22 protein-coding genes are annotated in these 26,361 nt (G+C 59.5%); 7 read left to right on the top strand and 15 right to left on the bottom strand.

Features of this window, described 5'->3' with window-relative positions; genetic code table 11:
- Positions 1–32: 32 nt before the first annotated feature.
- Positions 33–1,727, top strand: coding sequence for a phosphoenolpyruvate--protein phosphotransferase (gene ptsP, locus HMPREF2932_RS05290; protein WP_049157532.1), 1,695 nt, complete (start codon positions 33–35; stop codon positions 1,725–1,727).
- Between the two features lie 105 nt (positions 1,728–1,832).
- Here the strand turns inward: ptsP and HMPREF2932_RS05285 are convergent, their stop codons facing one another.
- Positions 1,833–2,615 (bottom strand): DeoR/GlpR family DNA-binding transcription regulator, encoded by a 783-nt coding sequence (locus HMPREF2932_RS05285; RefSeq protein WP_046648229.1) that lies wholly within the window; start codon positions 2,613–2,615, stop codon positions 1,833–1,835.
- A gap of 372 nt (positions 2,616–2,987) precedes the next feature.
- Positions 2,988–3,710, bottom strand: coding sequence for a transcriptional repressor LexA (lexA, locus tag HMPREF2932_RS05280; RefSeq protein WP_046648227.1), 723 nt, complete (start codon positions 3,708–3,710; stop codon positions 2,988–2,990).
- 777 nt (positions 3,711–4,487) lie between these two features.
- Between lexA and nrdR the strand changes: the two genes are divergently transcribed.
- Positions 4,488–4,946, top strand: coding sequence for a transcriptional regulator NrdR (gene nrdR, locus HMPREF2932_RS05275; RefSeq protein ID WP_046648225.1), 459 nt, complete (start codon positions 4,488–4,490; stop codon positions 4,944–4,946).
- Positions 4,947–4,950: 4 nt separating this feature from the next.
- Here the strand turns inward: nrdR and hrpA are convergent, their stop codons facing one another.
- On the bottom strand, positions 4,951–8,826 hold the full coding sequence (gene hrpA / locus HMPREF2932_RS05270) for an ATP-dependent RNA helicase HrpA (protein WP_071409749.1): 3,876 nt from the start codon (positions 8,824–8,826) through the stop codon (positions 4,951–4,953).
- Between the two features lie 110 nt (positions 8,827–8,936).
- On the opposite strand from hrpA, the gene HMPREF2932_RS05265 reads away from it, so the two are divergent.
- On the top strand, positions 8,937–10,019 hold the full coding sequence (locus HMPREF2932_RS05265) for a hypothetical protein (protein WP_049157529.1): 1,083 nt from the start codon (positions 8,937–8,939) through the stop codon (positions 10,017–10,019).
- Between the two features lie 164 nt (positions 10,020–10,183).
- Here the strand turns inward: HMPREF2932_RS05265 and HMPREF2932_RS05260 are convergent, their stop codons facing one another.
- Positions 10,184–11,143, bottom strand: coding sequence for a hydrogen peroxide-inducible genes activator (locus tag HMPREF2932_RS05260; RefSeq protein WP_049157528.1), 960 nt, complete (start codon positions 11,141–11,143; stop codon positions 10,184–10,186).
- Positions 11,144–11,316: 173 nt separating this feature from the next.
- On the opposite strand from HMPREF2932_RS05260, the gene HMPREF2932_RS05255 reads away from it, so the two are divergent.
- On the top strand, positions 11,317–11,910 hold the full coding sequence (locus HMPREF2932_RS05255; RefSeq protein WP_070753995.1) for a peroxiredoxin: 594 nt from the start codon (positions 11,317–11,319) through the stop codon (positions 11,908–11,910).
- A 44-nt stretch (positions 11,911–11,954) separates the two neighbouring features.
- Positions 11,955–12,488 carry an alkylhydroperoxidase, AhpD family gene (locus HMPREF2932_RS05250; RefSeq protein ID WP_071409748.1) on the top strand — a complete coding sequence of 178 codons (534 nt, stop codon included), beginning with the start codon at positions 11,955–11,957 and terminating at the stop codon, positions 12,486–12,488.
- 137 nt (positions 12,489–12,625) lie between these two features.
- On the opposite strand, the gene HMPREF2932_RS05245 is transcribed toward HMPREF2932_RS05250, so the two are convergent.
- From HMPREF2932_RS05245 to HMPREF2932_RS05225, 5 genes are all read right to left on the bottom strand, one after another.
- Positions 12,626–13,336, bottom strand: a complete 711-nt coding sequence (locus HMPREF2932_RS05245; RefSeq protein ID WP_071409747.1) for a VIT1/CCC1 transporter family protein — start codon at positions 13,334–13,336, stop codon at positions 12,626–12,628.
- Positions 13,337–13,480: 144 nt separating this feature from the next.
- On the bottom strand, positions 13,481–13,858 hold the full coding sequence (locus HMPREF2932_RS05240; protein ID WP_071409746.1) for a hypothetical protein: 378 nt from the start codon (positions 13,856–13,858) through the stop codon (positions 13,481–13,483).
- 28 nt (positions 13,859–13,886) lie between these two features.
- A complete protein-coding gene (locus HMPREF2932_RS05235) occupies positions 13,887–14,912 on the bottom strand; it encodes a PTS sugar transporter subunit IIC (protein ID WP_369816161.1) in 1,026 nt (341 codons plus the stop codon).
- 181 nt (positions 14,913–15,093) lie between these two features.
- Positions 15,094–17,667, bottom strand: a complete 2,574-nt coding sequence (locus HMPREF2932_RS05230) for a DEAD/DEAH box helicase (protein ID WP_071409745.1) — start codon at positions 17,665–17,667, stop codon at positions 15,094–15,096.
- A gap of 99 nt (positions 17,668–17,766) precedes the next feature.
- Complete coding sequence (locus HMPREF2932_RS05225; RefSeq protein WP_070513116.1) at positions 17,767–18,786, bottom strand: PAC2 family protein; 1,020 nt, start codon at positions 18,784–18,786, stop codon at positions 17,767–17,769.
- Between the two features lie 335 nt (positions 18,787–19,121).
- Here HMPREF2932_RS05225 and HMPREF2932_RS05220 point away from each other — a divergent pair, with 335 nt between their 5' ends.
- Complete coding sequence (locus HMPREF2932_RS05220) at positions 19,122–20,270, top strand: DUF4192 domain-containing protein (RefSeq protein WP_071409744.1); 1,149 nt, start codon at positions 19,122–19,124, stop codon at positions 20,268–20,270.
- Here the strand turns inward: HMPREF2932_RS05220 and galE are convergent.
- The 6 genes from galE to HMPREF2932_RS05190 all read right to left on the bottom strand — a co-directional run bounded on the left by galE (position 20,227) and on the right by HMPREF2932_RS05190 (position 25,962).
- On the bottom strand, positions 20,227–21,210 hold the full coding sequence (galE, locus tag HMPREF2932_RS05215) for a UDP-glucose 4-epimerase GalE (RefSeq protein WP_071409743.1): 984 nt from the start codon (positions 21,208–21,210) through the stop codon (positions 20,227–20,229). The two genes, HMPREF2932_RS05220 and galE, sit on opposite strands and share 44 nt — an antisense overlap.
- A gap of 4 nt (positions 21,211–21,214) precedes the next feature.
- A complete protein-coding gene (locus tag HMPREF2932_RS05210) occupies positions 21,215–21,895 on the bottom strand; it encodes a metal-dependent transcriptional regulator (RefSeq protein ID WP_046648203.1) in 681 nt (226 codons plus the stop codon).
- A gap of 287 nt (positions 21,896–22,182) precedes the next feature.
- Positions 22,183–23,178 carry a sigma-70 family RNA polymerase sigma factor gene (locus HMPREF2932_RS05205; protein ID WP_046648202.1) on the bottom strand — a complete coding sequence of 332 codons (996 nt, stop codon included), beginning with the start codon at positions 23,176–23,178 and terminating at the stop codon, positions 22,183–22,185.
- Positions 23,179–23,317: 139 nt separating this feature from the next.
- A complete protein-coding gene (dtd, locus tag HMPREF2932_RS05200) occupies positions 23,318–23,794 on the bottom strand; it encodes a D-aminoacyl-tRNA deacylase (protein WP_071409742.1) in 477 nt (158 codons plus the stop codon).
- 86 nt (positions 23,795–23,880) lie between these two features.
- A complete protein-coding gene (locus tag HMPREF2932_RS05195; protein WP_210397760.1) occupies positions 23,881–25,422 on the bottom strand; it encodes a DUF7782 domain-containing protein in 1,542 nt (513 codons plus the stop codon).
- A 78-nt stretch (positions 25,423–25,500) separates the two neighbouring features.
- The gene (locus HMPREF2932_RS05190; protein ID WP_046648197.1) at positions 25,501–25,962 is read right to left on the bottom strand and encodes a DUF3099 domain-containing protein; all 462 of its coding nucleotides are present in this window, start codon (positions 25,960–25,962) and stop codon (positions 25,501–25,503) included.
- Between the two features lie 48 nt (positions 25,963–26,010).
- On the opposite strand from HMPREF2932_RS05190, the gene HMPREF2932_RS05185 reads away from it, so the two are divergent.
- Positions 26,011–26,262, top strand: a complete 252-nt coding sequence (locus tag HMPREF2932_RS05185; RefSeq protein ID WP_046648196.1) for a DUF3039 domain-containing protein — start codon at positions 26,011–26,013, stop codon at positions 26,260–26,262.
- Positions 26,263–26,361: the final 99 nt, after the last annotated feature.

Below are 26,361 nucleotides of genomic sequence, written 5' to 3'. Positions count from 1 at the left end.
GAGAAAACATCGTCTCCGTAAGGATATGTGTCATGGAAAACGCATCCCCATCCACCATTAAAGGCACCGGCGTCGTCGCCGGCGTTGCATACGCTGAGGCGGTGTGGGTCCGCCCACGCCCAGAACTGCCCACGGCGGGAGAAACCGTGCCGGAGGAGCAGCGCGATGCTGAGTACGATCGCTTCCTCGAAGCGGCGGACATTGTTGCCAGCCGCCTTGAGCAGCGTGCAGCTGGGGCTGAAGGCCAGGCTGCTGAGGTTCTCGGTGCTACCGCCGGAATGGTCAAGGACCGAGGTTGGCACAAGGCAGTGCGCAAGGGTATTCGTAGCGGCAAGAACGCCGAGTATGCGGTCGTCGGCGCAACAGACAGGTTCGTCACCATGTTTGAGGCCGCCGGCGGCGTGATGGCAGAGCGCACAACCGACCTCAAGGATGTGCGCGATCGCGTCATCGCACAACTGCGCGGTGAGCAGGAACCGGGCCTGCCCATGGTCGAAGGCGAGGCGGTGCTGCTGGCGGATGACCTCGCTCCAGCGGATACCGCTACCTTGGACACTGCGCATATCAAGGCACTGGTCACCGAGCTCGGCGGGCCGACGAGCCATACTGCAATCATCGCCCGCCAGCTGGACCTTCCGTGCATCGTCGCAGTTGGCGCTGATCTCCGCTCGATTGAAGCGGGAACCCAGATCTTCGTCGATGGTTCCGTGGGAACGGTGTCCCTTGGCGCGGATCGTGACACCTCACTTAAGGCAGTTGAGGAATACCGCGAGAAGGCAGCGCGGGTGGCCGAGTGGCGTGGCCCTGCCCAGACCAAGGACGGTCACCGCGTGCAGCTGTTGGCCAACGTGGCCGACGGGAACGCAGCTCGCATCGCCTCGGATTCGCAGGCAGAGGGGATCGGCCTGTACCGCACGGAGCTTTCCTTCCTCTCTGCCAGCGAAGAACCGACCGTGGAGGAGCAGGCACGCATCTACGGCAAGGTTTTCAACGCTTTCCCCGAATCCAAGGTCGTCGTTCGAACGCTCGACGCCGGATCGGATAAGCCGATTTCCTACGCCACGTTGGACTCTGAGGAGAACCCGGCCTTGGGTGTGCGCGGCCTGCGCATCGCCCGAAACAACGAGGCGCTTCTCACCCGTCAGCTCGACGCCATCGCACAGGCCGCGGAAAAGCGTGCTGATGGCGCTACCACTTGGGTCATGGCGCCCATGGTGGCCACGGCAGTAGAGGCGAAGTGGTTTGCTGAACTGTGTCGTGAGCGCGGGCTCATCGCCGGCGCGATGATTGAGGTGCCTGCAGCGGCCCTGATGGCCGATACCATCATGCCGCACCTCGACTTCGTGTCCATCGGTACCAATGACTTGACTCAGTACACGATGGCCGCGGACCGCCTGTCGCCGCAGCTGGCCTACCTGACCGATCCGTGGCAGCCGGCCGTGCTGCGTTTGATCCAGCACACGTGCGTGGTGGGTCGCGATAACAATGTGCCGGTTGGTGTCTGTGGTGAGGCCGCCGCCGATCCCATGCTCGCTTGCGTGCTGACTGGCCTTGGAGTCACCTCACTGTCCGCAGCGTCGACCGCAGTTGCGGGCGTTGGCGCACAGCTGGCTGAGCTCACACTCGAGCAGTGCCAGAAGATGGCGGAGGCGGCTATCAACGCCGAAAGCCCAGCAGATGCGCGATCCGCAGTGATTGCGCTGCTGGAGGAATACCAGACTGCCTAGTAGCTCTAGCTTGGTTTAGGCCGCTGCTGAAACAGGGAGGTGTGGTTCCCCGAGAGGCCCCTCGGGGAACCACACCGCCCTTACGCGGTCGTGGGATGAAACCGCCTATTTCTCCGAAGCGATAATCACGTCGATGCCGTGCTCGCGCAGGGCTTCGACGTAGGCGGCTGGAGCAGCGGCGTCCGTAATGACGACATCAATCTCATCGAGCGAGGCAAAGCTGACCAGATAGTCATTGCCGAGCTTCGACGAGTCACACAAGACGACGACGCGATGCGCGTTGGTAACAAAGGCCGACTTGATAGCTGCTTCCTGTGAGTCCGCCGTGGATAGCCCATGGTCGATGGTCAGGGCGTTGGTGCCGATGAAAGCAACATCTGCGCGCATCAGCGCCATGGTGCGAAGGGCGGTATCGCCGACGACGGCTTGGGTGATCGCGCGCACCGTGCCGCCTAGGAGCTGCACCTCGGAAACACCATTGCTGGCCAACGAGAGGGCGATCGGTAGGCTATTCGACACAATGCTGAACTGGCCAGCAGAATAGCGCTGTCCGATGAGGTCAGCGAGGGCGTTGGTGGTAGTTCCAGCGTCGATGAAGATACTGCCCCCGTCGGGAAGCTGCTCTAGTGCGGCGCGGGCGATAGCCATTTTCGCGCCCGTGGCGGAACGCTGACGAGTATCGAGTGTAAATTCTGCAGTCTGGAACGATTGGGAAGCAACCGCACCGCCATGAACGCGGTGGACAACTCCTTCCCGGTCTAAGACCGCGAGGTCGCGGCGAATCGTCTCAGCGGTAACATCGAAGCGTTCGGAAAGCTCAGTGACATTGACTCGGCCTTCGACGGCGGTCAATGACGCAATTTGTCGGCGACGCTCTTCTGCGTACATAGTTCCTCCCAGTGAAGTTTGCCTGTGGTAGTCGCTGCGCCCGGCGGTGATAATAAGTGGGGCCGGGGCATGTGAGCGAAGAGAGCAACGAATGTTGCGGCGATGCTTCTATTGTCCCACTGAATGCGAACAAAACGGAACCAAACAAATAAAAGCTCACATTGCTGGCGGCAACCGTGCGAGAAAAACAATGTTTATACTGCATGTTTGCAAATGTGTGATGTCGGACGCTTAAACGGCGCGATTCGGACATGTACACACACAAGGGGGTAAAAAGAAAAAATCCCTCCGTCCAGTTCGCCCGCACCGAGTGGAAATAAGCGGTGGCGTGGGCAACCGGTTGGGGGAGGGATAGCTGTGGCTTAGGGGTGCCTAAAGCTTGCGGAACACCGATACAACCTTGCCCATGATTTCGGCCTCATCGCCCTTGATGGGAGCGTAGGCGTCGTTGTGGGGGAGGAGCCACACTCCAGAAGAATCGCGGTGGAACTCCTTTACAGTTGCTTCTTCGCCTTCGAGGAGTGCAGCGACGAATTCGCCTTCTTCGGCGACGGACTGGGAGCGGATAATAACCCAATCGCCATTGAGGATTCCGGCGTCCTGCATAGAGTCGCCGACGACCTGCAGCATGTAAAGTTCTCCGCTTCCCAGGATCTCACCTGGCATGGGGAAGTAGCCGTCGATGTTTTCTTCGGCGGTGATAGGAGAGCCCGCGGCGATGCGGCCGACTACTGGGATGTAGTTCGGCGTTGCTGCATCCTCGGGGACGTCGGGAGTGGACTGCCCTGCTGTGGTGTTGGCCTGCCCGGCTTTGCGGCCCGGCTTCTTTGGATCGTCGGCGCCGGGGAAGTGGCGCACATCAACGGCGCGCGGCTTGTTTGGATCGCGGCGAAGAAAGCCCTTCTCCTCTAGTTGCTTCAACTGATAGGCCACGGAAGACGTGGACTGTAGGCCTGTTGCATCGCCGATTTCTCGAATGCTTGGCGGGTACCCGCGCAGCATGACAGCGTCATGGATGACTTCCAAGATGCGGCGCTGACGGGCGGAAAGTGAGTCGAGGGTAGGTTGGTCGCTTCGCTTCGGCTTGCGGGGCATTCTTACTCCTAGGGCTATCGGTGTGCGCAAAACAGCGCGTCGGGTTGAGGCGTGCAGGACGCTGGTGGGCATCGCGGTGACGTCTCGTTGGTTGCTCATCGTGGCGTGCGCCGTATTGGTGTTTCCGTTTCCTTTTTAGCACGTAAAGAAAAAATGTTCGACTAACGCCGCTTGGATGTGGACAAACTTTCGAGCGCCTGCTATAAATCGAACATACAGACCAAATCGAACGGTTGGTCGATGGAAGTGTTCGACGATGTCGAACCTCGCTCTTACACTTCAGGCATCACCACAATGAAGAAGAAGTCCTGGAAAGGAACTGTCATGGCCATTGCACTTAATACCAGCTCTGCTCTGCATGGAGTAACTCCCGAGAAGTCCGGAAAGGGTCCTGTGCTCGTCCCGCCCGCGGCCGTGTGGGAACCTGAGCGGTGTCACTCGTTCGCGTTAACGCGTGAAAGTGGTTTGTCGCGTGTTCGAACGCTCGAGCCGAGAGATAGAACACAGGGGCGCACAGATCGAATAGGGGATTCCTCAGTTTCATACCAGCGTGCTGCGTCCCTACCTCGCCGTAGCGGCTCGAACGTAGGTAACTATGTTCTTGGAGCAGTTTTCGGTGCAGCGGTATTTATCGGCACCGTGTGGGGTGGTCTTAGTATTGATGGTGAGGCCCCTAGCGCTAGCGGTGCATCAGCCACAGCGGTTGTTTCTTCGCGCTAGACTTCCCGAGGGGCCGGAAGGCGTCTGCGCAGCGGTCGAGAGGAAGGATACGGCACAGTGTATTGCCCGTTCTGTCACAACGAACAGTCACGAGTCATTGACTCCCGAGTGATCGACAGTGGAACGTCAATTCGCCGACGTCGCGAGTGTGCTGCGTGCCGAGGCCGGTTTACCACCATCGAGAAGGCTGTCTTGTCGGTGGTCAAACGTAATGGCTTGGCCGAGCCTTTCAGCCGGGACAAGCTAATCCGCGGCGTGAAGCGCGCGTGCCAGGGGCGGGATGTTAGCGATGATGCCTTGAAAAAGCTTGCGCAAGAGGTCGAGGAAACCGTGCGCAGTCACGGATCGTCACAAGTCAACGCCAACGATATCGGCCTCGCTATCTTGGAACCCCTGCGTGACCTCGATGAGGTGGCCTATCTGCGCTTCGCCTCGGTATACAAGTCTTTTGAGAGCGCCGACGACTTTGAATCCGAAATTCGCCTCATGCGCCGGCGCGACCGCGACAGCTTCTAACGTTTTAGCGCAGCTTGTCCGCGGCTTTTTGGATTCTCCGCACGGACACCGCATGCGCGGTACCCAGGCGTTGTGCGAAGAGCGATACGCGCAACTCCTCGATCATCCAGTAGATGTCCTTGACCTCACGGGTCTTCTCGCGGCCGGCGGGCAGCGTGCGTAAACGATTGTTCAGATATGCCTTCGCTTCGTCGACATCGGCTTGGCGGTCGGCATCCCGATCCGTGTCTAGATTCATGTCCTCGAGCCTGATGCGCGCGGCTTGGATATAACGCGGCAGGTGGCGAAGGTGCTGCATGCCGTGCATAGTGATCGCATTCGGGGGCAACAAGAACTTCAGCTGATCGCGAATATCATCGATTGCCGGCCCCTCCCACTGTTTGAGCTCAGCGTTGAGGTTCGAATACTCTGCCAAACCAGGTGCGATCGCGACCACCGCCTGGCGGACGCGGCCTGGCACCTCCGGTTTAACCGCGTTGAGAAGAGTGGTGAATTCACCAGGACTTCGTACCGGCCCGCCCTTCTCCATCATGATGTCGCGTACTGCGGCGACCCGAGCATCGTTGACGAGACCTTCGGCCCCGCCGTGCGGGTAGGCGTCGACAGCAACCCGCTGCTGCAGGGGTAGACCCTTGACCATATGCTGCGTGTTTACGGAAATCTCTCGGAGTAGCAGCGTCAGGGTGGTGGTGATCATGGAGGCGTCGGCAGCCGCCTTGGTTGGATGCACCTTCAGCGCCACGCCCTCCTTCGTAGCGACAAGTGCAGGATAAGCGGTGACCTCATGCCCATCAACCACCGTGGTCACTTCCTCATCGATAGCGCCCAGCGTGTCTTCCGACCATTCCTTGACGGAAGCGGATTCGGCGGCGCGGCCGACGCGCGACACGGAGGACGAGATATGCCCGGCTTGGCGTTGCACGAGCGCCTTCAAATCGCGATCGGAATCGATGATCTTGCCCCGCTTGTCCACTGCGGCATAGTTCATGCGCAAATGGGGCGGGAGCTGATCAGGGCGGAAATCAGCCGCGTTGATACCCTGGCCGCCCATGTCCCGCAACACCGCTGCGAGCTGGTCGATGAGCGCTCCTTCATAGGGAAGGAGCTTGGGCAAGGCCCGCTCAGCGAACTCGGGGGCCGGAATCACAGTACGGCGCAGCGCTTTCGGTAGCGAGCGGATCAGCTCAGTGACAAGCTCTAGACGCAGGCCCGGCACGAGCCAGTCGAATCCCTCAGTATCCAATCCAGCCAGCAGGGGAACTGGAACCCTGAGCGTGACGCCGTCAAGCGGGTCACCTGGCTCGAACTTATAGGTCAGGTCGTAATCGATGCTTCCCTTCAACCACCGATCCGGGAAGGCGTCCTCGGTGACATCGTGGTCATCCTCGAGAAGTGCTTCTGGGTCGAAGTCCAGAGAATGCTTGTTTTTCTGTTTCTTCCACCACGAGTCAAAGTGCCGGGCAGTGGTCACAGATTCCGGGATGCGCTGATCGTAGAAGTCGAAGAGCGTGTCCTCGTCCACAACGAGGCCGCGGCGCCGTGCTTTTTCCTCGTATTCGGAAGCCTCGGCAAGCTTGCGCTTGTTGTCGTGGAAGAAGTTATGGTGGGTGGTCCAGTCGCCGTCGACAAGCGCATTGCGGATGAACATGTCACGTGCCGCAACGGGATCGACGCGATGGTAGGGAACGGTTCGATCGGCCACCACAGTGACACCGTAGAGGGTCGAGCGCTGGGTGACTACCGCAGAGCCTCGCTTGCGCGACCATGTCGGGTCCGAATAGTTGTGCTTGAGCAGGTCCTTGGCCAGCTTTTCTACCCAAGCGGGGTCGATGGCCGCTACGTCGCGGGCCCACAAACGTGAGGTCTCCACCAGCTCGGCCGCCATGAGAAACTCTGGCGGTTTCTTTGCTAGTGCTGATCCGGGGAAGATGAGGAAGCGGGTATTTCGTGCGCCAATGAACTCCTTAGAGTTTCCATCGCGTGCGCCGATATTGGACAGCAAGCCAGACAGCAGGGACATGTGGATGTCATCCGCGCGGCGCTCGGTGCTCTCCTGGGTCGTCCACCCGAGCTGCTTAGCGACATCCCTGAGTTGTCGAACCAGATCAAACCACTCGCGGATGCGCATGTAATGCAAGAAGTCAGCCTTCATCCGCTTACGGAAAGCATTGCCGCTCATCTCATCGCGAGCTTCTTGGACAAAGTCCCACAGGTTGAGCATCGCCATAAAGTCTGAGGACTTGTCCTTAAAGCGAGCATGGGCCTGGTCGGCTTGGGCCTGTTTGTCGATGGGGCGCTCACGCACATCCTGGATTGTCATGGCGGCAACGATGACCATGACGTCGTGGAGGCATCCGGAGGTGTTGGCTTCAACGAGCATGCGAGCCATGCGCGGATCTACCGGGATGCGGGCAAGATCCCGCCCAATGCGTGTCAGCACCGGTAGCCCGTCTTTCTCCTTGCCCTCGAGTGCGCCCAGCTCGTGGAGGAGGAGCAGGCCGTCACGCACGGCTTTGGGCTCTGGGGCCTGGACGAAGGGGAAATCAGCGATGTCGCCGAGGCGCAGCGAAACCATTTGGAGAATAACGCTGGCTAGGTTAGTGCGCAGAATCTCAGGGTCGGTAAACTCCGGCCGGGAGAGGAAATCCTGCTCGCTATACAGACGGATAGCAATGCCATCGGCCACGCGACCACACCGCCCTGAACGCTGGTTAGCGCTGGCTTGGGAAATCGGCTCGATGGGCAATCGCTGCACCTTAGTGCGGGTGGAGTAGCGCGAGATACGTGCGGTTCCGGTATCCACGACATAGCGAATGCCCGGCACCGTCAGGGAGGTTTCGGCGATGTTGGTGGAGAGCACGATGCGGCGCCCCTTGTGTGAGCGGAAAACGCGATGCTGCTCCTGGTTGGACAGGCGCCCAAAGAGCGGAGTGACTTCCACGTTGCGCCAATGACGCCCCTCAATCGCTTCCATTGCATCGCGGATATCGCGCTCGCCTGGGAAGAAGCACAGGATATCTCCTTCGCCTTCCGCCATGAGCTCCTCGATGGCTTCACACAGGGCGTCCAGTGGATCGAGGTCAATGGTCTTTCCCCCTGACTCGACTTCGAGGGGACGGTAGCGGATTTCTACCGGGTAGGTGCGCCCGGACACTTCGATGATCGGCGCGGGCTTCCCTTCAGCGTCAGCGAAGTGTTCGGCGAAACGCTCCGGATCGATCGTCGCGGAGGTGATAATGACCTTGAGATCCGGACGCTTGGGAAGCAGCCTCTTGAGATAGCCGAGGAGAAAATCGATATTGAGGGACCGCTCGTGGGCCTCATCAATAATGATCGTGTCGTAGGCGTTGAGGAAGCGGTCGCGTTGCATTTCCGCCAGCAGGATGCCGTCGGTCATGAGCTTCACGGCTGTGGTCGAGGAGACACGGTCATCGAACCTGATGGCGTAGCCAACGGAGTCCCCGATTGATTGGCCGAGTTCCTCCGCAATGCGCTCGGCGACGGTCCGTGCTGCGAGTCGTCGCGGCTGGGTATGGCCGATGAGACCCCGGCGTCCACGGCCGAGCTCTAGACAAATTTTGGGAATTTGAGTGGTCTTGCCCGAACCAGTCTCGCCGGCAATGATGACCACCTGATTATTCTCGATGGCCTCGGCGATATCGTCCCGCCGTCCGGTAACGGGAAGCTGCTCGGGGTAGGAAATCGACGGCACGTTTACGTCGATGGCGCTCACTTTTTCCTGGGCAGATGCAATATCAGCCCCGATAGCTGCAAGCGCTTTGGGGGAGCGAGCCTTGCGGAGGCGGCGGCGGAAAGCACGCTCATCACTCAAGGAAACTGTCGTGAGGGCGTTGTAGAGGTCTTCGCGAGTAGCAGTCATAGTCGACCTAGAAGTCTACTCGGAAGTGCTTTTCGCTCACAGGTCGAGGTGGAGAAATTGGTACTCTTGTGGTGACTGTGTGAAAAGAGATTACAGAAGGGCAAAAGTGTATGACCAATCCTTTTGATCCGAAACCGGATGACAACGGCTCCCACGGCGGGTTCGGCAACAATCCGGGAAACAACGCCAATAACTCCTCGGGAAACAATGGCGGCCTGCCGCGGTATGAACCCACCACGCACCCAGAGGATCAGGCTGGCTTCGGCCAGTCCGGCAGTTATGGCAATTACGGTGGCGAGTCCTACGGCGCTCAGCCCTATGGTGGCAATTCCTATGGCGCCTACAACGCCGGTCAGCCGGGATACGCCGGGGCAAGCTACGGAGGCGATTCCGGATATGAGGGCCCTGGTCCGGGCGCCGGCCCTGCCTACACGGGCCCAGTCAGCGCCCTAGAGGCGATCAAATGGGGCTTCAAGGCTGCGCTGGGTAATGCGATGCTGTGGGTGCTGGGTGCTGTCGTGGTGTTCTTTATTCAGGTTATTCCACAAATTGGCATCAGCGTTGGCGAGCAGAACGCCGATGGTACGGGCGCGAGCGTCATGGTGAGCTTCTTCTCCTTTGCCGTGTCTATACTCTCCATCGTTATCTCTTTGATTGTGTACCGCTTGGCCTATCGCGAGATCGATAAGCCAAGCCCCACGTGGGGCACTCTTTTCCAAGGTGTTCGCTGGGTGTCGCCGCTTGTGGTGAACCTGGTCCTGGGTATTCTTGGCGCTATAGCCCTCGTGATTGTTGTCGTCATTGTGTTTGCTGTGGGCTTCGGCGGGGCCTCTGCAATGGATATGCAGAACGTCGAGAACCTCGGAGACGGGGAGATTCTCGCGCTCGTCGGTTCCATCTTCGGTATTCTCGCCGTGCTCATGCTGATCGGGCTATTCATCCAGCCCTTCTTTACCCTCATGCCCTGGTTGGCAGCGGATACCTCCTCAATCGGTGAGGCGTTCTCGCAGGGGCTCAAGCTAGGCAAACAGAATTACAGCCACATCCTGCTGTTCATCGTTCTTACGGCTCTCATGTTTGCCGCGTCCTTCATCACGTTGGGCTTGGCGCTGGTAGTCATCGCACCGGCTATGCAGCTGGCAACCGCGCACCTGTGCCGCCAGTGTCAAGGGCGTTATGCCCCCGCAGCCTAAACACTAAAGGCCACACGTAGCGCATTTAACGCGCGCCGCCGCCCTGACTGTCCTCTTCGGATAGCCCTTTCACAGAGGAGGGCCTAGACAAGGAGGCCGGTCAGTGGCGGCTTTGGCGTTTTGAGTGTCGCGCTGGGGCACGCGTGTTGATCAGAGGGAGCTGACTAGGGAGACGAAAAGAGGTCCCGAGAGCGCTCGACGGCGTCCTCAAATGCGCTGGTGACCAGTGTCCCGAAAGTGCGGTATTCATCGGCGCGGGCAGCAGACGATCGGAAAACGAGTCCAACCTGGCGTTCCGCCGTTACCGTGGGGGCGAAATGGGCGACCGCAAGCTGAGGGTTTTGGCATTCCGTTGCGAGCGCTGATTCAGGGACAAGGGTAGTGCCGAGGTTTCCCATGACAAGCTGCAAAATAGTGGTCAATGACGAGGCGCGCGTGACGGCGTTGGTGGCCTCGGAGGGGTTCACTTTCGCGCGGCGGCACAGGTCGAGGACTTGGTCGCGGAGGCAGTGGCCGTCATCAAGCAAGAGCAAATCGAGATGCTCGAGCTCCGACAGCGTGAGGTCATCGCGCCCTGCGAGTGGATGCGCCGCTGGAGTTACTGCGGTGAAGGCCTCGGTGTAGAGAGGGATCTCCACCATGCCGGGAGCCTCAGTGGGTAGTGCAGCAACGGCTAAGTCAAGGTTTCCTTCGCGCAGCTTACTCAGAAGATGCTGGGTTTGCTCCTCGACGAAGCGGGGCTCCAAATCGGGGTAAGCATCATCGATGGATCGCAACAGACCCGGCAAGATATAGGGCGCGATGGTCGGGATGATGCCGATGGTGAGGGGACCGGTGAGTGTGCCGTTGGCGCCGCGGGCTTGGCTCAGGAAGGCATCGGAGGCTTCGAGGGCCGCCTTTGCATAGGGCAGGAGCATCTCGCCGGTGGACGTCACGATGACCTTGCGGGTGGAGCGTTCAATGAGCTGCACTCCCAGTCCTTGCTCGAGCGCGACGAGGGCTTGGGAGAGCGAAGGCTGGGAGATATCGAGCTTGGCGGCCGCGGAGCCAAAGTGCTTGTTCTCTGCGATCGTGACGAAGGTACGCAACTGGGCGAGGGTCGGACGATACTCCTTATTGTTCATGCCTATAACTCTAACACCTATAATTCGCGGAGCCTATTGACGCGCGAAATCTTTCGTGGCATACTTAACAGGCGTACGGCTGCGTACCAGCTAAAAGGCAAAGTGGTGTGCGGTCGTAGAGATCTGCATCACTTTTGAGCATTGTTGTGACTATTGAAGGAGATGAGTCTTCTATGCCTATTTTGACTGTTGGCGAGAAGTTCCCGGAGTTCGATCTGACCGCGCTGAAGGGTGGCGACCTCCACGACGTCAACGCTAACCAACCGGAGGACTACTTCGAGCAGGTATCTCTGGACAAGTACCAGGGAATGTGGAAGGTTGTGTTCTTCTACCCGAAGGACTTCACCTTCGTCTGCCCGACTGAAATTGCGGCCTTCGGCAAGCTGAATGAGGAGTTCTTGGACCGCGATACCCAGGTCCTTGGCGGCTCCACCGATAACGAGTTCGCACACTTCAACTGGCGTGCAACCCACCCAGAGCTGAAGGAAGTTCCGTTCCCGATGTTCTCTGATATTCGCCACGACCTGATCCGTGCCCTCGGTGTGGAGAATGCCGACGGTGTTGCTGACCGCGCTACTTTCATCATCGATCCGGACGGTGTTATCCAGTTCGTGTCCGTGACTCCGGATGCTGTCGGCCGCAACGTGGATGAGGTTCTGCGTGTGCTGGACGCCCTGCAGTCCGAAGAGGTCTGTGCCTGCAACTGGGAGGCTAATGACCCGACCAAGAACATCGACAAGCTCGAGGTTGTTCAGTCCGCTCTGTAAAGCAGCACTAAGCACAACCGTCCAACCTTAAAGGAGTTACATCAATGTCCATCGAAAACCTGAAGTCCGCGCTTCCGGCATATGCCAAGGATCAGAAGCTCAACATCGGTACCCTTACTCGTACGACCGAACTGAATGAGGAGCAGTTGTGGGGAAGCTTGGTTGCTGCCGCGGCCGCTACCCGCAATGACTTGGTGTTGTCGGAGATTCTTGAGGAAGCCCGCGAGCACCTCAGCGAAGAGGCAATTGACGCAGCTCTTGGCTCTGCCACGGTGATGGCCATGAACAATGTGGCCTACCGCGCAAAGAGCTGGTTGGGCGATGACTTTGCTCAGGTCAAGTTCGGTCTTCGCATGAACATCATCGCTAAGCCTGGCGTGGAAAAGACCACGTTTGAGCTGTGGAGCACCGTGGTCTCCGCCATAAACGGCTGCGAGCACTGCCTGTCCGCTCACGCCAACACCCTCTTGGAGGAGGGCGTGACCAAGGAGCAGATCTGGGAAGGTATCAAGGTAGCTGGCGTCATCGAGGCTGTGGCCCAGGCGCTGCAGGCCGAGGCCGTGCGCACCGCTGAGTAAAGCCAGCTAGCACTTTCCTAGCTAAACGTAGAGTCCCACTGCCCGCATTTGGCGGGAGGTGGGACTTTCTGTTTTGGGGCCCGTCGGGGAGGGGCGTCGGTGCGCAGAGGGCGCGTGGGACAGCTCTCTTCCTGCCTTTAGCCGACGACCCCGCCGAACGCGACGCCGATGCCATAAGTGACGGCCAGGCCCAGTGCACCACCGATGACGAGGCGGAGCACGGAACGCCCAGTGTTCGTGTCGGCGAGGCGGGCGGAGACGTAGCCTGTGATGGCAAGAGCGACCAAGGTAACGATGGCGACTGTTGCTGCAGCCATGCTCATGGGGGCGAGGAAGATCGACAACAGGGGGAGTGCGGCGCCGGCGAGGAAGGATACTGCGGACCAGAAAGCCGCATGCCAGGGATTGGTCAGATCCTCGCCGTCGATGCCCATTTCAAGTCGGAGGTGTGCCTCCAGCAGCCGATCCTCGGCGGCGATTTCGCGCGCTGCGGTGTCTGCGGTATCAGTTCCCATGCCGTAGCTGGCAAGCATGGAGACGAGCTCAGCATGTTCTTGTTCGGGGATTTCCGCCAGCTCGCGGGTCTCCTTGTCGATCATCATCCGCTCGGAGTCGCGCTGCGCGGACACCGAGACGTATTCTCCGAGCGCCATGGAGGCGGCACCGGACACGGTAGCAGCCAAGCCTGCGGTGAGGATGGCGCTTGCCGACGCCCCCGAGCCCACCACTCCGAGTAGAAGCGCGGCGACGGAGACGATACCGTCGTTGGCGCCGAGAACGCCTGCCCGCAAAGAGTTGAGACGTGCGTTGTGTGAAGATCCGTGGGGTTCGTTGCCATGGTGGGGCATTGCCAGCTCCTCGAAGTCTAGGGTGTCCGCATCGTGCTCTAGGGCTCTCGCAATTGTCTAGAGAACTTTCTATTCTCCAGTATTGTTGCTGGTCAACGCCCTGTAAAGCGTGTGTAGGCTTAGCTGAATGCAGGGAGCGAAGGCTTAGACAATAGTGCCAGTCCATTCGCCACAGGCGGCGCCGTCCACAGACAGACCCATGGTGAAAACCTGGTCGGTGAGTTCAAAATGAGCCGTTGGCACGGTGACTACGAGCTCTTCGGGGGTGTAGATGTAGTGATAATCGACGGGCCGGTGGGCATCCCTGGTGTCCTCACCAAAGGAAGCGATTTCCATGGAGGCGAGCTGGTCTTGTTCAAAGTGGATGATGAGTTGAAGATCGAGGGTGTGTAGCTTAAACACGACGTCACGGTGGTGGGGAAGGCCTCCGAGAAGCCAGTGGACCGTGACGGCGTCATCCTGCGTTTCAAAGTGAACGCCCGCGAGGCGAATACTGGTGGCTGGGGAGTCTGGGGTATTCATAGCGCCACCCACTGTACTCCCCACGTGGCTATGTGAAATCGAGAGAAAAGTATTCAGATTTGGTGAGATGCAGGACCTTCTCGAAGAGCCAGCAAAAGAGCAGCGCAAGGGCGAGCGGCAGGACGAGGTAGACAAAGGTGATAATCATTACGTTGCCAGCGCTCCAGCCCCAGCCTTCGTAGTTGAGGGCGGCCAAGGGGCCCATCAGGCCGGAGATGCCGAAACCGGCGGAAATCGGGGTACCGGAAATCCCTAGGGCGCCGCCGACCCCGCCCAAAACTGCCGCGGAACAAAGTACCGGGAGGAAGGTCACTGGCTTGGACAGCATATTGGCCATCTGCACCTTGGGGGAACCGAGGACGTGCAGGATGGAGGTGGCGAAGCCGTTGACGCGCCAACCAGCAACCAGAAGGGTAAATCCGGCGGCCACGGCACCCAGGTTGGCGGTACCGGAGGCAACACCGTCAATGAAGATGGCAGTGGCAATGCCAACGGTGGAGACTGGGGAGACAATCATGATGGCGAAGAGGATAGCGAGGACCACGCCCATAAGGACCGGCTGCAAAGTGGTTGCGCCGTTGACCAAGTTGCCCAACCACAGGGTGAAGACCTTAACAACGGGGTAAGTGACTACCCATCCAATCGTGCCCGCGACCAGAGTCACAATGGTGGAGAGCAGCAAGATTGAGTAGTTCTTGAGTTTATCGCCGATGAAAAGAAGCAGTCCCACCGCGATGGCTGCGGTAAGTCCTGAGTTAATCACAAGGCCAGTACCTTTGAGGAAGAAGCCGCCCTCGGGATTCACTGTGGCCACGCCGGAGCCGCAGAAGGAGGCAATACCCACCGCGGCGGTTTGGATGGGTGTCATCTTGAATTCGATGCCAATGAGGACACCGATCATGACGGGCAAAAGGCTAGCGGCCAAACCGGTGAGGGCCATGACGGTGGCGGCGCCAGACCAGAAGGGCAGCAGAGCCTTGGCCAGTTCGCCCAGTAGAGCTTGCGGAACCAGCGACACCACGACGGCGATGGAGATGCCGTTGAGGACCTTCATGGTGAAGGAACCGGGTGTGAGGCGCTCGGCCGCGGGGGCTGCGCTGGCGTGAGGAATTGGGGAAAGCTTGCGTTCGTCTATCTGTTGTGCCGTGCTCATTCTCCAATCATACGAATAATATGCGATGAACGGAAAATATTAATTCAGAAAAGGGGGTATTAATAGTCCCTGCTTATGCGCCCTAGTACTCCACGCGCAGCTCAGAAAGCCGTACTTCCCCGGCTTCATCGGAGGCATCGAGATCTACGATGCCAACGAGCTGATAGGAGTTATCACCCTCTGGGTCCTTAAGGATCTGACGCACGGTCCACGACCGCGAGCCGCCAACTCCACGAGCGCCCGAGCCCGTGTCACCCTTATCCAAGACAAAATATTCCTGCCCCCTAGCCGCTGGCCCAGTGTCGATGTCATCGTAATCATCGAAGTAGTCATCGAGGGCGCGGCCGAAGTCGGGGATCTCCTCCAAGTAATCCAATAGGTTTGCCAAGCGCTCTTCCTTCTCCAAGGCAAAGAGCTGAACAAGGCGGAAGAAGTAGTTGCGCACCATGATGCTGAAAGCCCGCTGATTCGCGGTCAAGGCAGTGGGATCCTCAACTCCAAAGGCCAACTCGCGGTCCAAATCCTCCTGGGAAATGGGGGAGTCCTCGCCAGCCATCTCAGCCCACTCGTCGACAAGCGAAGAATCTACTTGGCGGATAAGCTCCCCGAGCCAGACGATGATGTCCTCGAGTTCTTCTGTGAGGAACTCCGCGGGAATCGACTGCTTGAGCGTGCGCCAGGCATCCGTCAGGTAGCGCAAAATGACGCCTTCCGAGCGGGCAAGACCGTAGGTGGCGACGAGATCGGAAAAAGTCATGGCGCTCTCCAGCATGTCGCGCACTACAGACTTAGGCCGCAGCTCGAACTCCTTAGCCCATGGGTTGGTCTGGCAGAAGGTCTCATAGGATTGTTCGAGGAGTTCTTCCAGGGGCTTTGGCCACGTGATGTCTTCCACGATGGCCATGCGCTCGGTATAGTCCACGCCCTCCGCTTTGAGAGCTGCTATCTCCTCACCGCGCCGCTGCTTCTGTTGAGCAATAAGCACCTGGCGTGGATCATCCAGCACCGATTCAAAGACAGAGATGACATCGAGGGCATAGGTCTCGGACTCGGGATCCAGCAAGGTGAGTGCCGCTAGCGCGAAGGGGCCTAAAGGCTGGTTGAGGGCGAAATCGCGCGGCATCTCACGGACCACGTGGTAGGGGCGGCCGTAGATATCGAGCCCCTTCGTAGACTTTTGCACCACGCCCGAATTGAGGAGGCCTCGGAACAGACTCAACGCTGTGAGGATGTCCTCGTTCTGGCGGGCGCGCGTGTTGTGGCTCGTGCGGAGCAGGTGCTTAAGGTGCTCGTAGCCGTTGCCGTGGCGGGCGAGCACGTTGAGCAACATGGAGTTGGACACTCGGAACTGGGACGTCAATTGCTCCGGCTCGGCGTCGATAAGCCGGGCGTAAGTCTGCTCCGACCACGACACTTCACCGTCGCGCGCAGACTTCTTCTTCAGCTTCTTGAGGCGGGCCGGGTCATCGCCCACACGGCGCCGCGCTTTGGCGTTCTCAATCTCATACTCCGGCGCCTGCACTACGACGGTGCCTTCCGTGTCATAACCGGCGCGGCCAGCGCGGCCGGCAATCTGGTGAAACTCACGGGATTTCAGAATGCGCTGGCGGGTCCCGTCATACTTGGCCAAACCCGTCATCAGCACTGTACGGATGGGGACGTTGATGCCCACACCCAAAGTATCGGTGCCGCAAATAATCTTGAGAAGGCCCTTCTGGGCCAGGCGCTCAACCAAGCGCCGGTACTTCGGCAGCATGCCAGCGTGGTGGACACCGATTCCCTTACGCAGAAGCTTAGAGAGGTCTTTGCCAAACGTCGTGGTGAAGCGGAAGCCCGCGAGCTCCGCGGCAATGGCCTCCTTCTCCTCTGCGGTGATGATCTTCGACAGCGAAGTGAGCGCCTGCGCACGCTCTGAGGCTTCGCGTTGGGAGAAGTGGACGACATAGACAGGGGCTTTGCCATCGGCGAGCAATTCTTCGATTGTTTCGTGGACCGCGGAAAAGACATAAGAGAAGTCGAGGGGCACTGGGCGAGTTGTTCCCGCTACCAGAGTCGTCGTGCGGCCGGTACGCTCCGTCAAATCCTTCTCCAGCCAGGCGGTATCACCCAGGGTGGCGGACATGAGCAGGAACTGGGCCTTCGGTAGCTCCAGGAGCGGTACCTGCCAGGCCCAGCCGCGATCGGGTTCGGAGTAGTAGTGGAACTCGTCCATGATCACTTGATCGATGGCGGCTTCTGCGCCATCGCGTAGCGCAATATTGGCCACGATCTCAGCGGTGGCGGCGATAATCGGGGCGGAGCCATTGACCGTGGCATCGCCGGTCATCATGCCGACGTTCTCGGGGCCGAAAATCTCGCAGAGAGCGAAGAACCTTTCGCTCACCAAGGCCTTGATGGGAGCGGTGTAGAAGCTGCGCTGGCCGCGTGCTAAAGCAGTGAAGTGGGCGGCGTTGGCCACCATGGACTTACCAGATCCGGTGGGGGTGGCCAAGATGACGTTATCCCCGGCGAGAACACCAAGGGAGGCCTCTTCCTGCGCCGGGTAAAGCGAGATACCGCGGCCGGAAGTCCAGGACAAAAATGTGTCCCAGATGGCCTCATCAACCATCGACTCGGGGACTTCGGCGAGATCGGGCAACATCTGAGAAAGGTTCACCCGTCCCACCTTAGGCGAAAAGCTCTATTAACCAGAGCGTCGGCCCTGCGCCCCAACTTCACTGCCCTGCCTCTAATTGTGCGGCTGGGCAAGATATGCTTAGACGTCGTCATCCATGTCTAAGCCGGGGCCTTCATCGCGGCCGTAGTTGTCTTCGCGGTCATCGATATCTTCGGACAGGATGTCCGAGCTGTCATCGAGGCCAGCAAGAAAGGCCTCAAAGTCCGCACCGATCTCCTCGCCAGTGGGCATGTGCTCCTCACCTGGCATGATGGCCTGCGGGTGGCGGGAGCGGTAGCGCTCCATGTAGGCATCGTACTGCTCTTCTAGCTGACGTACGACGCCAGCGATCTCCTCAGAATCGGTAACCTGCTCCTCCAACTGCTGGTTGATGCGAGCAACGTCCGCTTCCAGGCTGCCCAGCGGAATGTTGAGGTCAACCGCCGAGGCGACCGAATCTAACAGCCGTAGCGTGGCGGCCGGGTAAGGAGACGCCGCAAGGTAGTGCGGAACATGAGCGGTGTATCCAGCAACGCGGCGGCCCTTCTTATCCAAGGCTCGCTCAATATACAGGGCGGCGGCGCCCGGGACCATCATGGTGGATTCCATGCGCACCATGGAGTTAAGGAGCTCCGGCTCATTGCCGTGCGCCGTGACCACGGTGGGGCGGGTGTGCGGCACCGGCATAGGGGCCGAGTACAGCATGATGGTGTTCTTGATATCGAACTTTTCCACCAAGTTCACCACCGCGTCCGTAAATGCCTCCCAGCGCAAGTCCGGTTCCGGTCCAGAAAGCAGCAGGAAAGGTGTGCCGGAGTTATCCCGGAGCACCTTGATGCCCAGATCGGTGTTCTCAATTTCTACCGTGCGGTCGTGGTCAATGGTGACGGCGGGGCGGCGAGAGCGGTAGTCAATAAGCTCGTCATTATTAAACGAAGCCAGCTGGCGGTTCTCCAACGCGGCTTTGAGGTGATCAGCACTGGCTTCGACGGCCTGGCCCGCATCGGCATAGCCATTCATGGCCACGATCATCGTAGGGCCATTGCCTGGGGCGGAATCGTCCTTGACCACTGGTGCGGGATACTCCAGCTCATACATGCGGCCCTGTTCTTCCTGCATGATTGTGACTCCTCCTTCTATCCGTGCGCTTCTTTAGAAGCGTACGGACCTAATCAGCGTTCTGTGCCTTGCAACGCTGTAGGGCTACTACCTATTCCCAGCTGCGATTGTGCGTTCCTTGCCAAGCCGAGCTGGGATTGATCATGGGCACTGGTGATGATCGTTCAAGCATGCCACATGGCCATCCGTTGTGCCAGCATGTCGAGTTGGTGGGTGTGAATAACTTGGCTCTTTCCCTCGGATTGCAGACCAGTCCGGACTAGTTATCCACAGATTCTCCGTGTGTGGCGTGATCCCCCTAGCGTCCTGTGGCAGCCCTGGTTCAGGGTACAAGTATGAGCACATTCTCAACGCACACAGATAACACCCCACCGATTACGACACCTGGTCATCTCCTTGCTAACATCCCCGGACTCCTTGGCTTCTATCCCACCGAATCGGTGGTATTCATGGCCATTGACACCACCCCGCGCGGCCCGGCCATGGGTCCGCTCGCCCGCGTCGATATCCCCGATGCCGCCGGAGCCCTGCCAGACATCGCGGCGATGCTGGCAGAGAATGCCCGCGAAGGCGTCTTCGCCTTCCTCATTTCGCAGCGCCCGCTTACTGAATTACGGGAGGTGACCCACTGGCTCTACGGCCTGGATCGTTCCTGTGACGGGTTGGAGATTGACGCGGCCTGGTACGCCAAGGAAATCACCAAACATGAGCCCTACGTTCTGTTGCACGGAACCGTCAACGCAGATGGGAGCGGGCCGATGAAAAAGTGGGTAGAAGGCACTATACCGGCGCTTACCGACGCCTCCTCGATGCGCTCCTGCGTCAATCACAATGTTGTTCCAGAGCTCAATAGGGAAGAATTCTTTGCCATTTTCGCGCCGGGAAACCCACACCTCGATTCTGCCGAAGCCGAAGCCCTGAGCCGGCAAGCACGCGATACCGCGACTCAGTTTCGCGCCCAGGTGGCCGCGGCGAAAGGGAAGAAGCGCAAGGAACTCCTTGAGCACTTTGTGGATGATGCTCAGTGGGCGCTTCACCAGGTGGCGTCTGTGGAGGAAGCCGAAGAAGATGTAGAGCTGTTGGCATCATGCGCCGTGTGGCTGTCGACGACGTGGACGCGCGACCTCGTGGTGGGCATCTGCGCGGAGGCTGGCGAAACCGGTGCGTACCTTCTCCTAGCAGCAGCGCGCACATTCGGCGAAGAATTACGGGCGAATGCTCTGACCCTGTTTGCCCTGGCACACATGGAACAGGAGTGGGACATCCTGGCTGGACCGGCACTGCAGCTCGTCACGGAAGAGTTCCCCAGTCACCGATTAGGATCGTTGTTGTGCCAGGCCTATCGCCACGGATTGCACGAAAAGATACGCGCTTCGATCTACACGGGCGCGCGCAAAGCTTTTGACAACGCGGTAGGGGATGCGGCCCAGGAGGGTGATGCTAACGCTGAGCGGAGTGCGCCCGCTCGCCGAGCTGCTGGGTAAAGTTCCAGGCATCCGTCACGATGGTGGTCAGATCGGTGCGACGGGGATCCCATCCGAGCTCGGATTTGATCTTTTCCGAAGAAGCCACGAGGGTTGCGGGATCTCCTGCGCGGCGGGGCGCCAGCTCAGCGGGGATGGGGTGTCCGGTGACTTCGCGGCAGGCCTCAATGACCTGCTTGACAGAGTAACCGTCTCCGGAGCCGAGGTTATAGATGCGGTGTGTACCCGCAGCGTTGCTTTCAAGCGCGAGCACATGAGCGTCGGCCAGGTCACGGATGTGGATGTAATCGCGGACGGCGGTGCCGTCGGCAGTGTCGTAGTCATCGCCGAAAATGAAGATCTTGTCGCGATGGCCAAGTGCTACCTGCAATACAAGCGGAATGAGGTGGGTTTCCACCTCGCGGTTCTCGCCAATGCTGCCGTAGGCACCGGCGACGTTAAAGTAGCGCAACGACGTCGCCCCCAAGCCGTAGGCCTGGGCATATGAGGTGATCATGTAGTCGATTGCGAGCTTGGATGCGCCATAAGGATTCGTCGGCTTCGTAGGCATCGTCTCTGTGATCGGAACCTGTGCAGGCTCGCCGTACGTTGCCGCGGTCGAAGAAAACACAAGGTTGGTGACGCCGAATTCGCGCATGGCGTTGAGCAACTGCAGCGTCGTGACGACATTGTGCTGCCAATAGTCAGCCGGAGCCTCAACGGATTCGCCAACGAGGGAGCGAGCGGCAAAATGCACAACGCCGTCGAAGCCTCCTTCAGATAGCACTTCACGAGCGACATCGGCCACGTCACCCTCGACGAGGCGGGCCTGCTCTGGGATAGCTTCGCGGTTGCCGGTGGAAAAGTTATCGATGATGGTGACGTCGTGCCCCTTCTCCACGAGGACGGCCGCGCACACGCTGCCGACATAGCCGGCACCGCCAGTAACAAGTAGCTTCATCGCCTTAGTCCTCCTTGACTCGGATAGCGTGCGCGAGGTCGTCGACAAGCTCGACGGTGTGGCCCGACTCCGTGGTCAGCGTAATCGTTCCGCTTTCATTGACCACGGTAACCTTCGAACCAACCTGAATACCGCACGAGTAAAGCTCGTGGAAAGTCGAGTTATCCGCCTGCAAAACCTCGTTGATCTGGACGATGGTGGCTGCAGTCTTTTGCCCGGTGGGAAGATCGATGGCGCGAGTCCCCAGGTCGAGTTCCGCGGGGGTCATGCCAAGCTGCGCCAAACCTGGGATGGGGTTGCCGAAGGGGGAGCGGGAAGAATCCTCAAGAACGGCTATGACTCGCTTCTCTACCTCTTCGCTCATGACGTGCTCCCAACGGCAGGCCTCATCATGAACCTTGTGAATATCGAGGCCCAAGACGTCCGTGAGCAAGCGCTCAGCGAGGCGGTGCTTGCGCATGACATTGGTGGCCAGTTCGCGACCTTGCTGGGTGAGGTCGAGGCTGCGGTCCGTGCGCACGTGGAGCAGGCCATCGCGCTCCATGCGAGCCACAGTCTGGGACACAGTCGGCCCAGATTGCTCTAGGCGCTCTGCAATGCGAGCACGCAGTGGGGTAATTCCTTCCTCTTCGAGCTCATAAATGGTTCGCAGATACATTTCCGTGGTGTCAACTAGATCCCTCACGTGGGCTTACCTTTCTGCGTTGTCGGCGGTCCGTAGCCACATAGGTTTAGGCGCGGTAATAGGAGTGTATTAAGAGAATATCTTAAACAATAGCGTATTTTTTCAGGGCTTAGCGCACGCAGCGCTGCACGCTGCGCGGGGTGAATAGGAAGATATGGACAAAGAGATTCACGGCCCTCGAGAAATGACGAAAGCCACCGAGCATCGACCTCCCCGAGCCCAGCCAACAATTTAGGTGGGCAGGAGGGATGAACCTCGATGGCTAGCGCCAAGCTATGAAACAGAACTTAAAGCGCGTATTCGCGGAGACGATCGGCGCGGTTGCCCTCCCGCAGCTTGGCCATGACCTCGCGCTCAATCTGGCGAACACGCTCGCGGGAGAGACCGAACTTGCGTCCAATCTGATCGAGGGTGCGCGGAACACCGTCGTCCAAGCCATAGCGCAGGCGGATGACATCCTGCTCACGCTCCTCGAGGGAGCCGATGACGGAGCGGATATCAGAGTGGCGCATGGATGCCACCACGGCGGTTTCCGCATCGGTTGCCTCGGCATCCTCAATGAAGTCACCCAACGGTGCTTCTTCATCGGTGCCCACAGGCATATCCAGGGAGACGGGATCGCGAGACTGGCGCAGCAGCATTTCGATCTTGGACTCTTCGATGCCGGATTCCTCGGCCAGCTCCTCATTCGTAGCCTCGCGGCCCAAGGACTGATACATCTCGCGCTTGATGCGGGAAAGCTTATTGACCTGCTCTACCAGGTGCACCGGGAGGCGGATGGTGCGGGACTGGTCAGCCATGCCGCGGGTAATGGCCTGGCGGATCCACCACGTGGCGTACGTGGAGAACTTGAAGCCCTTGGCATAGTCAAACTTCTCCATTGCGCGAATCAGGCCCAGGTTTCCTTCCTGGATGAGGTCCAGCAGCGGCATGCCGCGGCCGGTATAACGCTTAGCCAGGGAGACCACGAGGCGCAGGTTAGCCTCGAGGAGGTGGGAGCGTGCCTTCTTGCCTTCGCGGGCGAGAATCTTGAGGTCGCGCTTCTCGGCGCGGGTCAGCTTTTCGGCATTGGCGAGCTTGTACTCGGCGTACAGGCCCACCTCGATTGCCTGTGCAAGCTCAACCTCGTCTTCGGCGCTCAGCAGCGCAGTCTTGCCGATTCCGTTGAGGTAAACGCGGACCAAGTCCGCGGAGGGATTGTCATTAGTCTGGTTACGGCGTGAGCCGCGGTCAACTTCCTGTCCGTCCTCGTCCTGGACGCTAGCAGCGGATGATGTGGCCATCTCATGCCTCCTAAGTTGCGGCTTGGTTCATCTCCTACAACGGACCTTCGGCGCAGATAGTTCCCACGGTTTGAAAAAAGTTCACGCATCCCGGTCTGCGAGGTGGGTTTTAGGCCATTTTGGGGGAGGCGCGCCGAGGCTACACCTCAACGAGCACGGTAAACGGCCCCTCATTGACGGAGGAGACCTGCATCATGGCTCCGAAGCGACCTTCCTCCACGGTGATCCCGCGCTTCCGCAGGCGAGCGACAACCCCTTGGATCACCGGTTCCGCCGCGTCCCCGGGTGCGGCATCTGACCACGATGGCCGGCGGCCCTTCGCCGTTCGCCCGTAGAGAGTGAACTGGCTTACCACTAGCACTGGAGCTCCACTGTCAACCACGCTGGTTTCGCCCTTGAGAATGCGCAGCTCGGCGATCTTGCGTGCCATCGTGTCCATCCGCTCCTCCAAGGATGGCCCGTCGGCAGGACCAGCTTCGGCGCCTGCCGTGACATCGTCACGAGATACACCAATGAGCGCTAGGATGCCGCCGGTGTCGGGACAGCTGATGGAACCGACAACGTCGCCTTCTACCGTGACGGAAGCTTCAGAAACGCGGGTGAGAACAGCACGCATGGACGGGGATACACAACCTTTCTTGTGGAGAAGTTTTCAGTACGCAATGAGGCTCCTGGGGATACAGCTAACGCGAACTACTTGGTCTACTCGGTGTTGCTAAAAGCTAGCAGCTCCGTGGGGATCAGCAGACCATGGCGGATGAGATCCACGATGGCAGGAAGCGCAGCACTCACCAGTGCGGTCTCATCAAAGCCTTGTGCGGCGGCGTAAAGCTCGATGGTTTCGCCGATGCTCAACCCATGTGGATTAAGCCCGGCGACGATAGCCGCGAGGTGCTCGTCGACATCATGCTGCCAGCGCGGACCGTCGGTCCGGCTCAAACGTAGCGCTTCGCGCTCAAAGCCCATGCCAAGCTCAGCATCTGGCAGGGCCACGTCCTCCCGAGCAACACTGGGGCGCAGCTGAACGTGCTTGGTCTCCAGCTCACCCGGCACCAAAGCGCGCAGCCATTCGACGCGCGCAAAATACTCTTCTATTTCTGGTCCGAGTGGACCAATGAGCGGCTGTGACATTGTCTCCGCCAGAATGTCCGAGGGCTCGTCGTCCCCAATACGCTGGATGGCTACGAAACCAAATCCGATGCCAGTGACCTCGTGCTCGCGGAAGTGTTCGAGCCAGCGGCGCGAACGCTCCCTTCCCTCAGGGCTGCGAACATCCACGGACTCATCGCTTAACCAGGTGGACACATACAGAGCAGGATCTGCCACGTCGCGTTGAATGATCCATGCGGCTACACCGGTGTCCGGTAACCACGAGGCAACCCGCTGTTGCCAGGACTCCTCGCCTTGATGAACCCACGCGGCGAGCACGTGCGCGGTTCCTCCAGGGGTGAGGTGTTCCACGGCTTGGGACACCACGAGCTCACTAGCACCATCGAGGTTGAGTCCGGAATCTCGGTACACATGGCCGACCTCAGGAAGGCCCACCACGAATGGAGGATTGGCCACGATGCGGTCGAAGCGCTCGTGTTGTACCGGCTCGAACCACGAACCCTGGCGCAGTTCGACCCGTTCCTTTGCGTCCGCTGCAGCAACGGTAGCGCGGGCGAGCTCAAGGGCTCGCTCATGGACATCAGTAGCGACGATGCGCTCTGCAGAATCCAGCTGCCCCAGGACCTGCACGCCAGAGCCTGTGCCCAGATCCAGCACCGATGACACCGGAGTAGTGGGAGTCGAATGAAGTAGGGAAAGGCTGGCAGAGCCGACACCCAAGACGTGCTCGGGACCAGGAACGTGGTCCACGAGGGAAGCATCAACATCGGAAAACACCACGCGATTCTTGCCCACGATGACGTGCGGCCGAATGTCGTATGCCACGTAGACAGTGCCGTGATCGTCGGTAAGCGCGACACCGCTGTCAAGCAATTGGGTGGCTAGGCGGGCACCGAGGACGTCGGAAAGCAGCGTGGCCGGCACGTGCTCGTGCAACACAAAGATGCGGATGAGGCGGTCGAGACGGGAGTCGCCGCTAGCACCCAGCGCCACGGCCTCGGGCTCCCCGCGATGTAGGGCTTCGGTGTACTCCGGCCCTAAGTGTCCCGCGATGCCGTCCGCGGTGAATCCCGCGTCAGCAAAGACACGGGCGAGGTCGGCCGCGACATCCGCGACGGGGTGCTCTGGGTTCATCTCCGGGCCAAAAGGAGAAGGCTGTTGTGTGCTCACAAAAGTGTCCTTACATTGCTTCGGGAGGTAAACGGTAAACGTCTAGTCTTCGTGGTCGATGGTGTTTTGCTTCGCCGTATCGTCGTGTGATGACGGCGCGCCGGGAAGCGCTCCATGGGACCGGCTTGTCAGTTGCTCGCGCTGGGCCTGCGCCATTTGCCGGGCCATAGCGGGCTTATAAACAGCCTTCTCGCGCTTGTCTTTCTTTTGACCCCGACCATTGCCAATGACCACAGCGATCCAGGGCAGTGGGAAGGTGACGGCCACGACGAGGGCAGCGGGGATCCACCACTGCCAAACATAAACCATGGCCCCGGCTATCAGGAGGGATGGAACGCGCAAAAACTGCAGTATGGAGTAGATGATCTCGCGGCGATGCCGGTCTTGACCGGGGGCGAGCTTGGCAGTCGTGATGAGGTGCGTCTCGCGGCCGAATCGGCGCCCGCGCCGCTGCCCCGAACGTGGGGTATGGCGGGGGTTATCGCGCGAGTTCGAAGGGGTCATGCCTACTAGCGTAGCTGCAGGACTCGCCAACTTCGATACCGATGCGGCATGATAGGGGGCGTGAGTACGACGACTAAGACTATTGAACGCCCTGATGTCCGCGAGGATACGTCGACCAACGACGACACCCCGAAGTTCTTCCACTACGTGAAGAAGAACCAGATCCTCGATTCCGCGGTCAACGGCAAGTACGTCGTTGCCCTGTGTGGAGAGACCTTCCCGGTGACCAAGCAAGCGAAGCCCGGCTCACCCGTGTGCCCAGACTGCGAGCGCATATATAAGAGCTTGCGCCGCCGTTAAGTCTGACGTCGACGCTCATCCTGCGTCGGCGTAAACCGAAGCGTACGAAAAACTTCACAAGAGCGGGATGTTGGGATAACTAGAGGGGGAAAGTCGCTG

Source organism: Corynebacterium sp. HMSC074H12, assembly GCF_001813755.1.
Classification (GTDB): Bacteria; Actinomycetota; Actinomycetes; order Mycobacteriales; family Mycobacteriaceae; genus Corynebacterium; species Corynebacterium hiratae.
This window is presented reverse-complemented; position numbering and strand designations above follow the sequence as displayed.

Coding starts and splice junctions, on each gene's coding strand:
- HMPREF2932_RS05220 (WP_071409744.1), top strand. CDS start 19,122: ATGAGCACATTCTCAACGCACACAGATAACACCCCACCGATTACGACA.
- HMPREF2932_RS05190 (WP_046648197.1), bottom strand. CDS start 25,962: ATGACCCCTTCGAACTCGCGCGATAACCCCCGCCATACCCCACGTTCG.
- HMPREF2932_RS05265 (WP_049157529.1), top strand. CDS start 8,937: ATGACCAATCCTTTTGATCCGAAACCGGATGACAACGGCTCCCACGGC.
- HMPREF2932_RS05250 (WP_071409748.1), top strand. CDS start 11,955: ATGTCCATCGAAAACCTGAAGTCCGCGCTTCCGGCATATGCCAAGGAT.
- HMPREF2932_RS05195 (WP_210397760.1), bottom strand. CDS start 25,422: ATGAACCCAGAGCACCCCGTCGCGGATGTCGCGGCCGACCTCGCCCGT.
- HMPREF2932_RS05205 (WP_046648202.1), bottom strand. CDS start 23,178: ATGGCCACATCATCCGCTGCTAGCGTCCAGGACGAGGACGGACAGGAA.
- galE (WP_071409743.1), bottom strand. CDS start 21,210: ATGAAGCTACTTGTTACTGGCGGTGCCGGCTATGTCGGCAGCGTGTGC.
- HMPREF2932_RS05235 (WP_369816161.1), bottom strand. CDS start 14,912: ATGAAGGTCCTCAACGGCATCTCCATCGCCGTCGTGGTGTCGCTGGTT.
- dtd (WP_071409742.1), bottom strand. CDS start 23,794: ATGCGTGCTGTTCTCACCCGCGTTTCTGAAGCTTCCGTCACGGTAGAA.
- HMPREF2932_RS05245 (WP_071409747.1), bottom strand. CDS start 13,336: ATGCCCCACCATGGCAACGAACCCCACGGATCTTCACACAACGCACGT.
- HMPREF2932_RS05255 (WP_070753995.1), top strand. CDS start 11,317: ATGCCTATTTTGACTGTTGGCGAGAAGTTCCCGGAGTTCGATCTGACC.
- ptsP (WP_049157532.1), top strand. CDS start 33: ATGGAAAACGCATCCCCATCCACCATTAAAGGCACCGGCGTCGTCGCC.
- HMPREF2932_RS05260 (WP_049157528.1), bottom strand. CDS start 11,143: ATGAACAATAAGGAGTATCGTCCGACCCTCGCCCAGTTGCGTACCTTC.
- HMPREF2932_RS05185 (WP_046648196.1), top strand. CDS start 26,011: ATGATAGGGGGCGTGAGTACGACGACTAAGACTATTGAACGCCCTGAT.
- hrpA (WP_071409749.1), bottom strand. CDS start 8,826: ATGACTGCTACTCGCGAAGACCTCTACAACGCCCTCACGACAGTTTCC.
- HMPREF2932_RS05225 (WP_070513116.1), bottom strand. CDS start 18,786: ATGCAGGAAGAACAGGGCCGCATGTATGAGCTGGAGTATCCCGCACCA.
- lexA (WP_046648227.1), bottom strand. CDS start 3,710: ATGCCCCGCAAGCCGAAGCGAAGCGACCAACCTACCCTCGACTCACTT.
- HMPREF2932_RS05285 (WP_046648229.1), bottom strand. CDS start 2,615: ATGTACGCAGAAGAGCGTCGCCGACAAATTGCGTCATTGACCGCCGTC.
- HMPREF2932_RS05240 (WP_071409746.1), bottom strand. CDS start 13,858: ATGAATACCCCAGACTCCCCAGCCACCAGTATTCGCCTCGCGGGCGTT.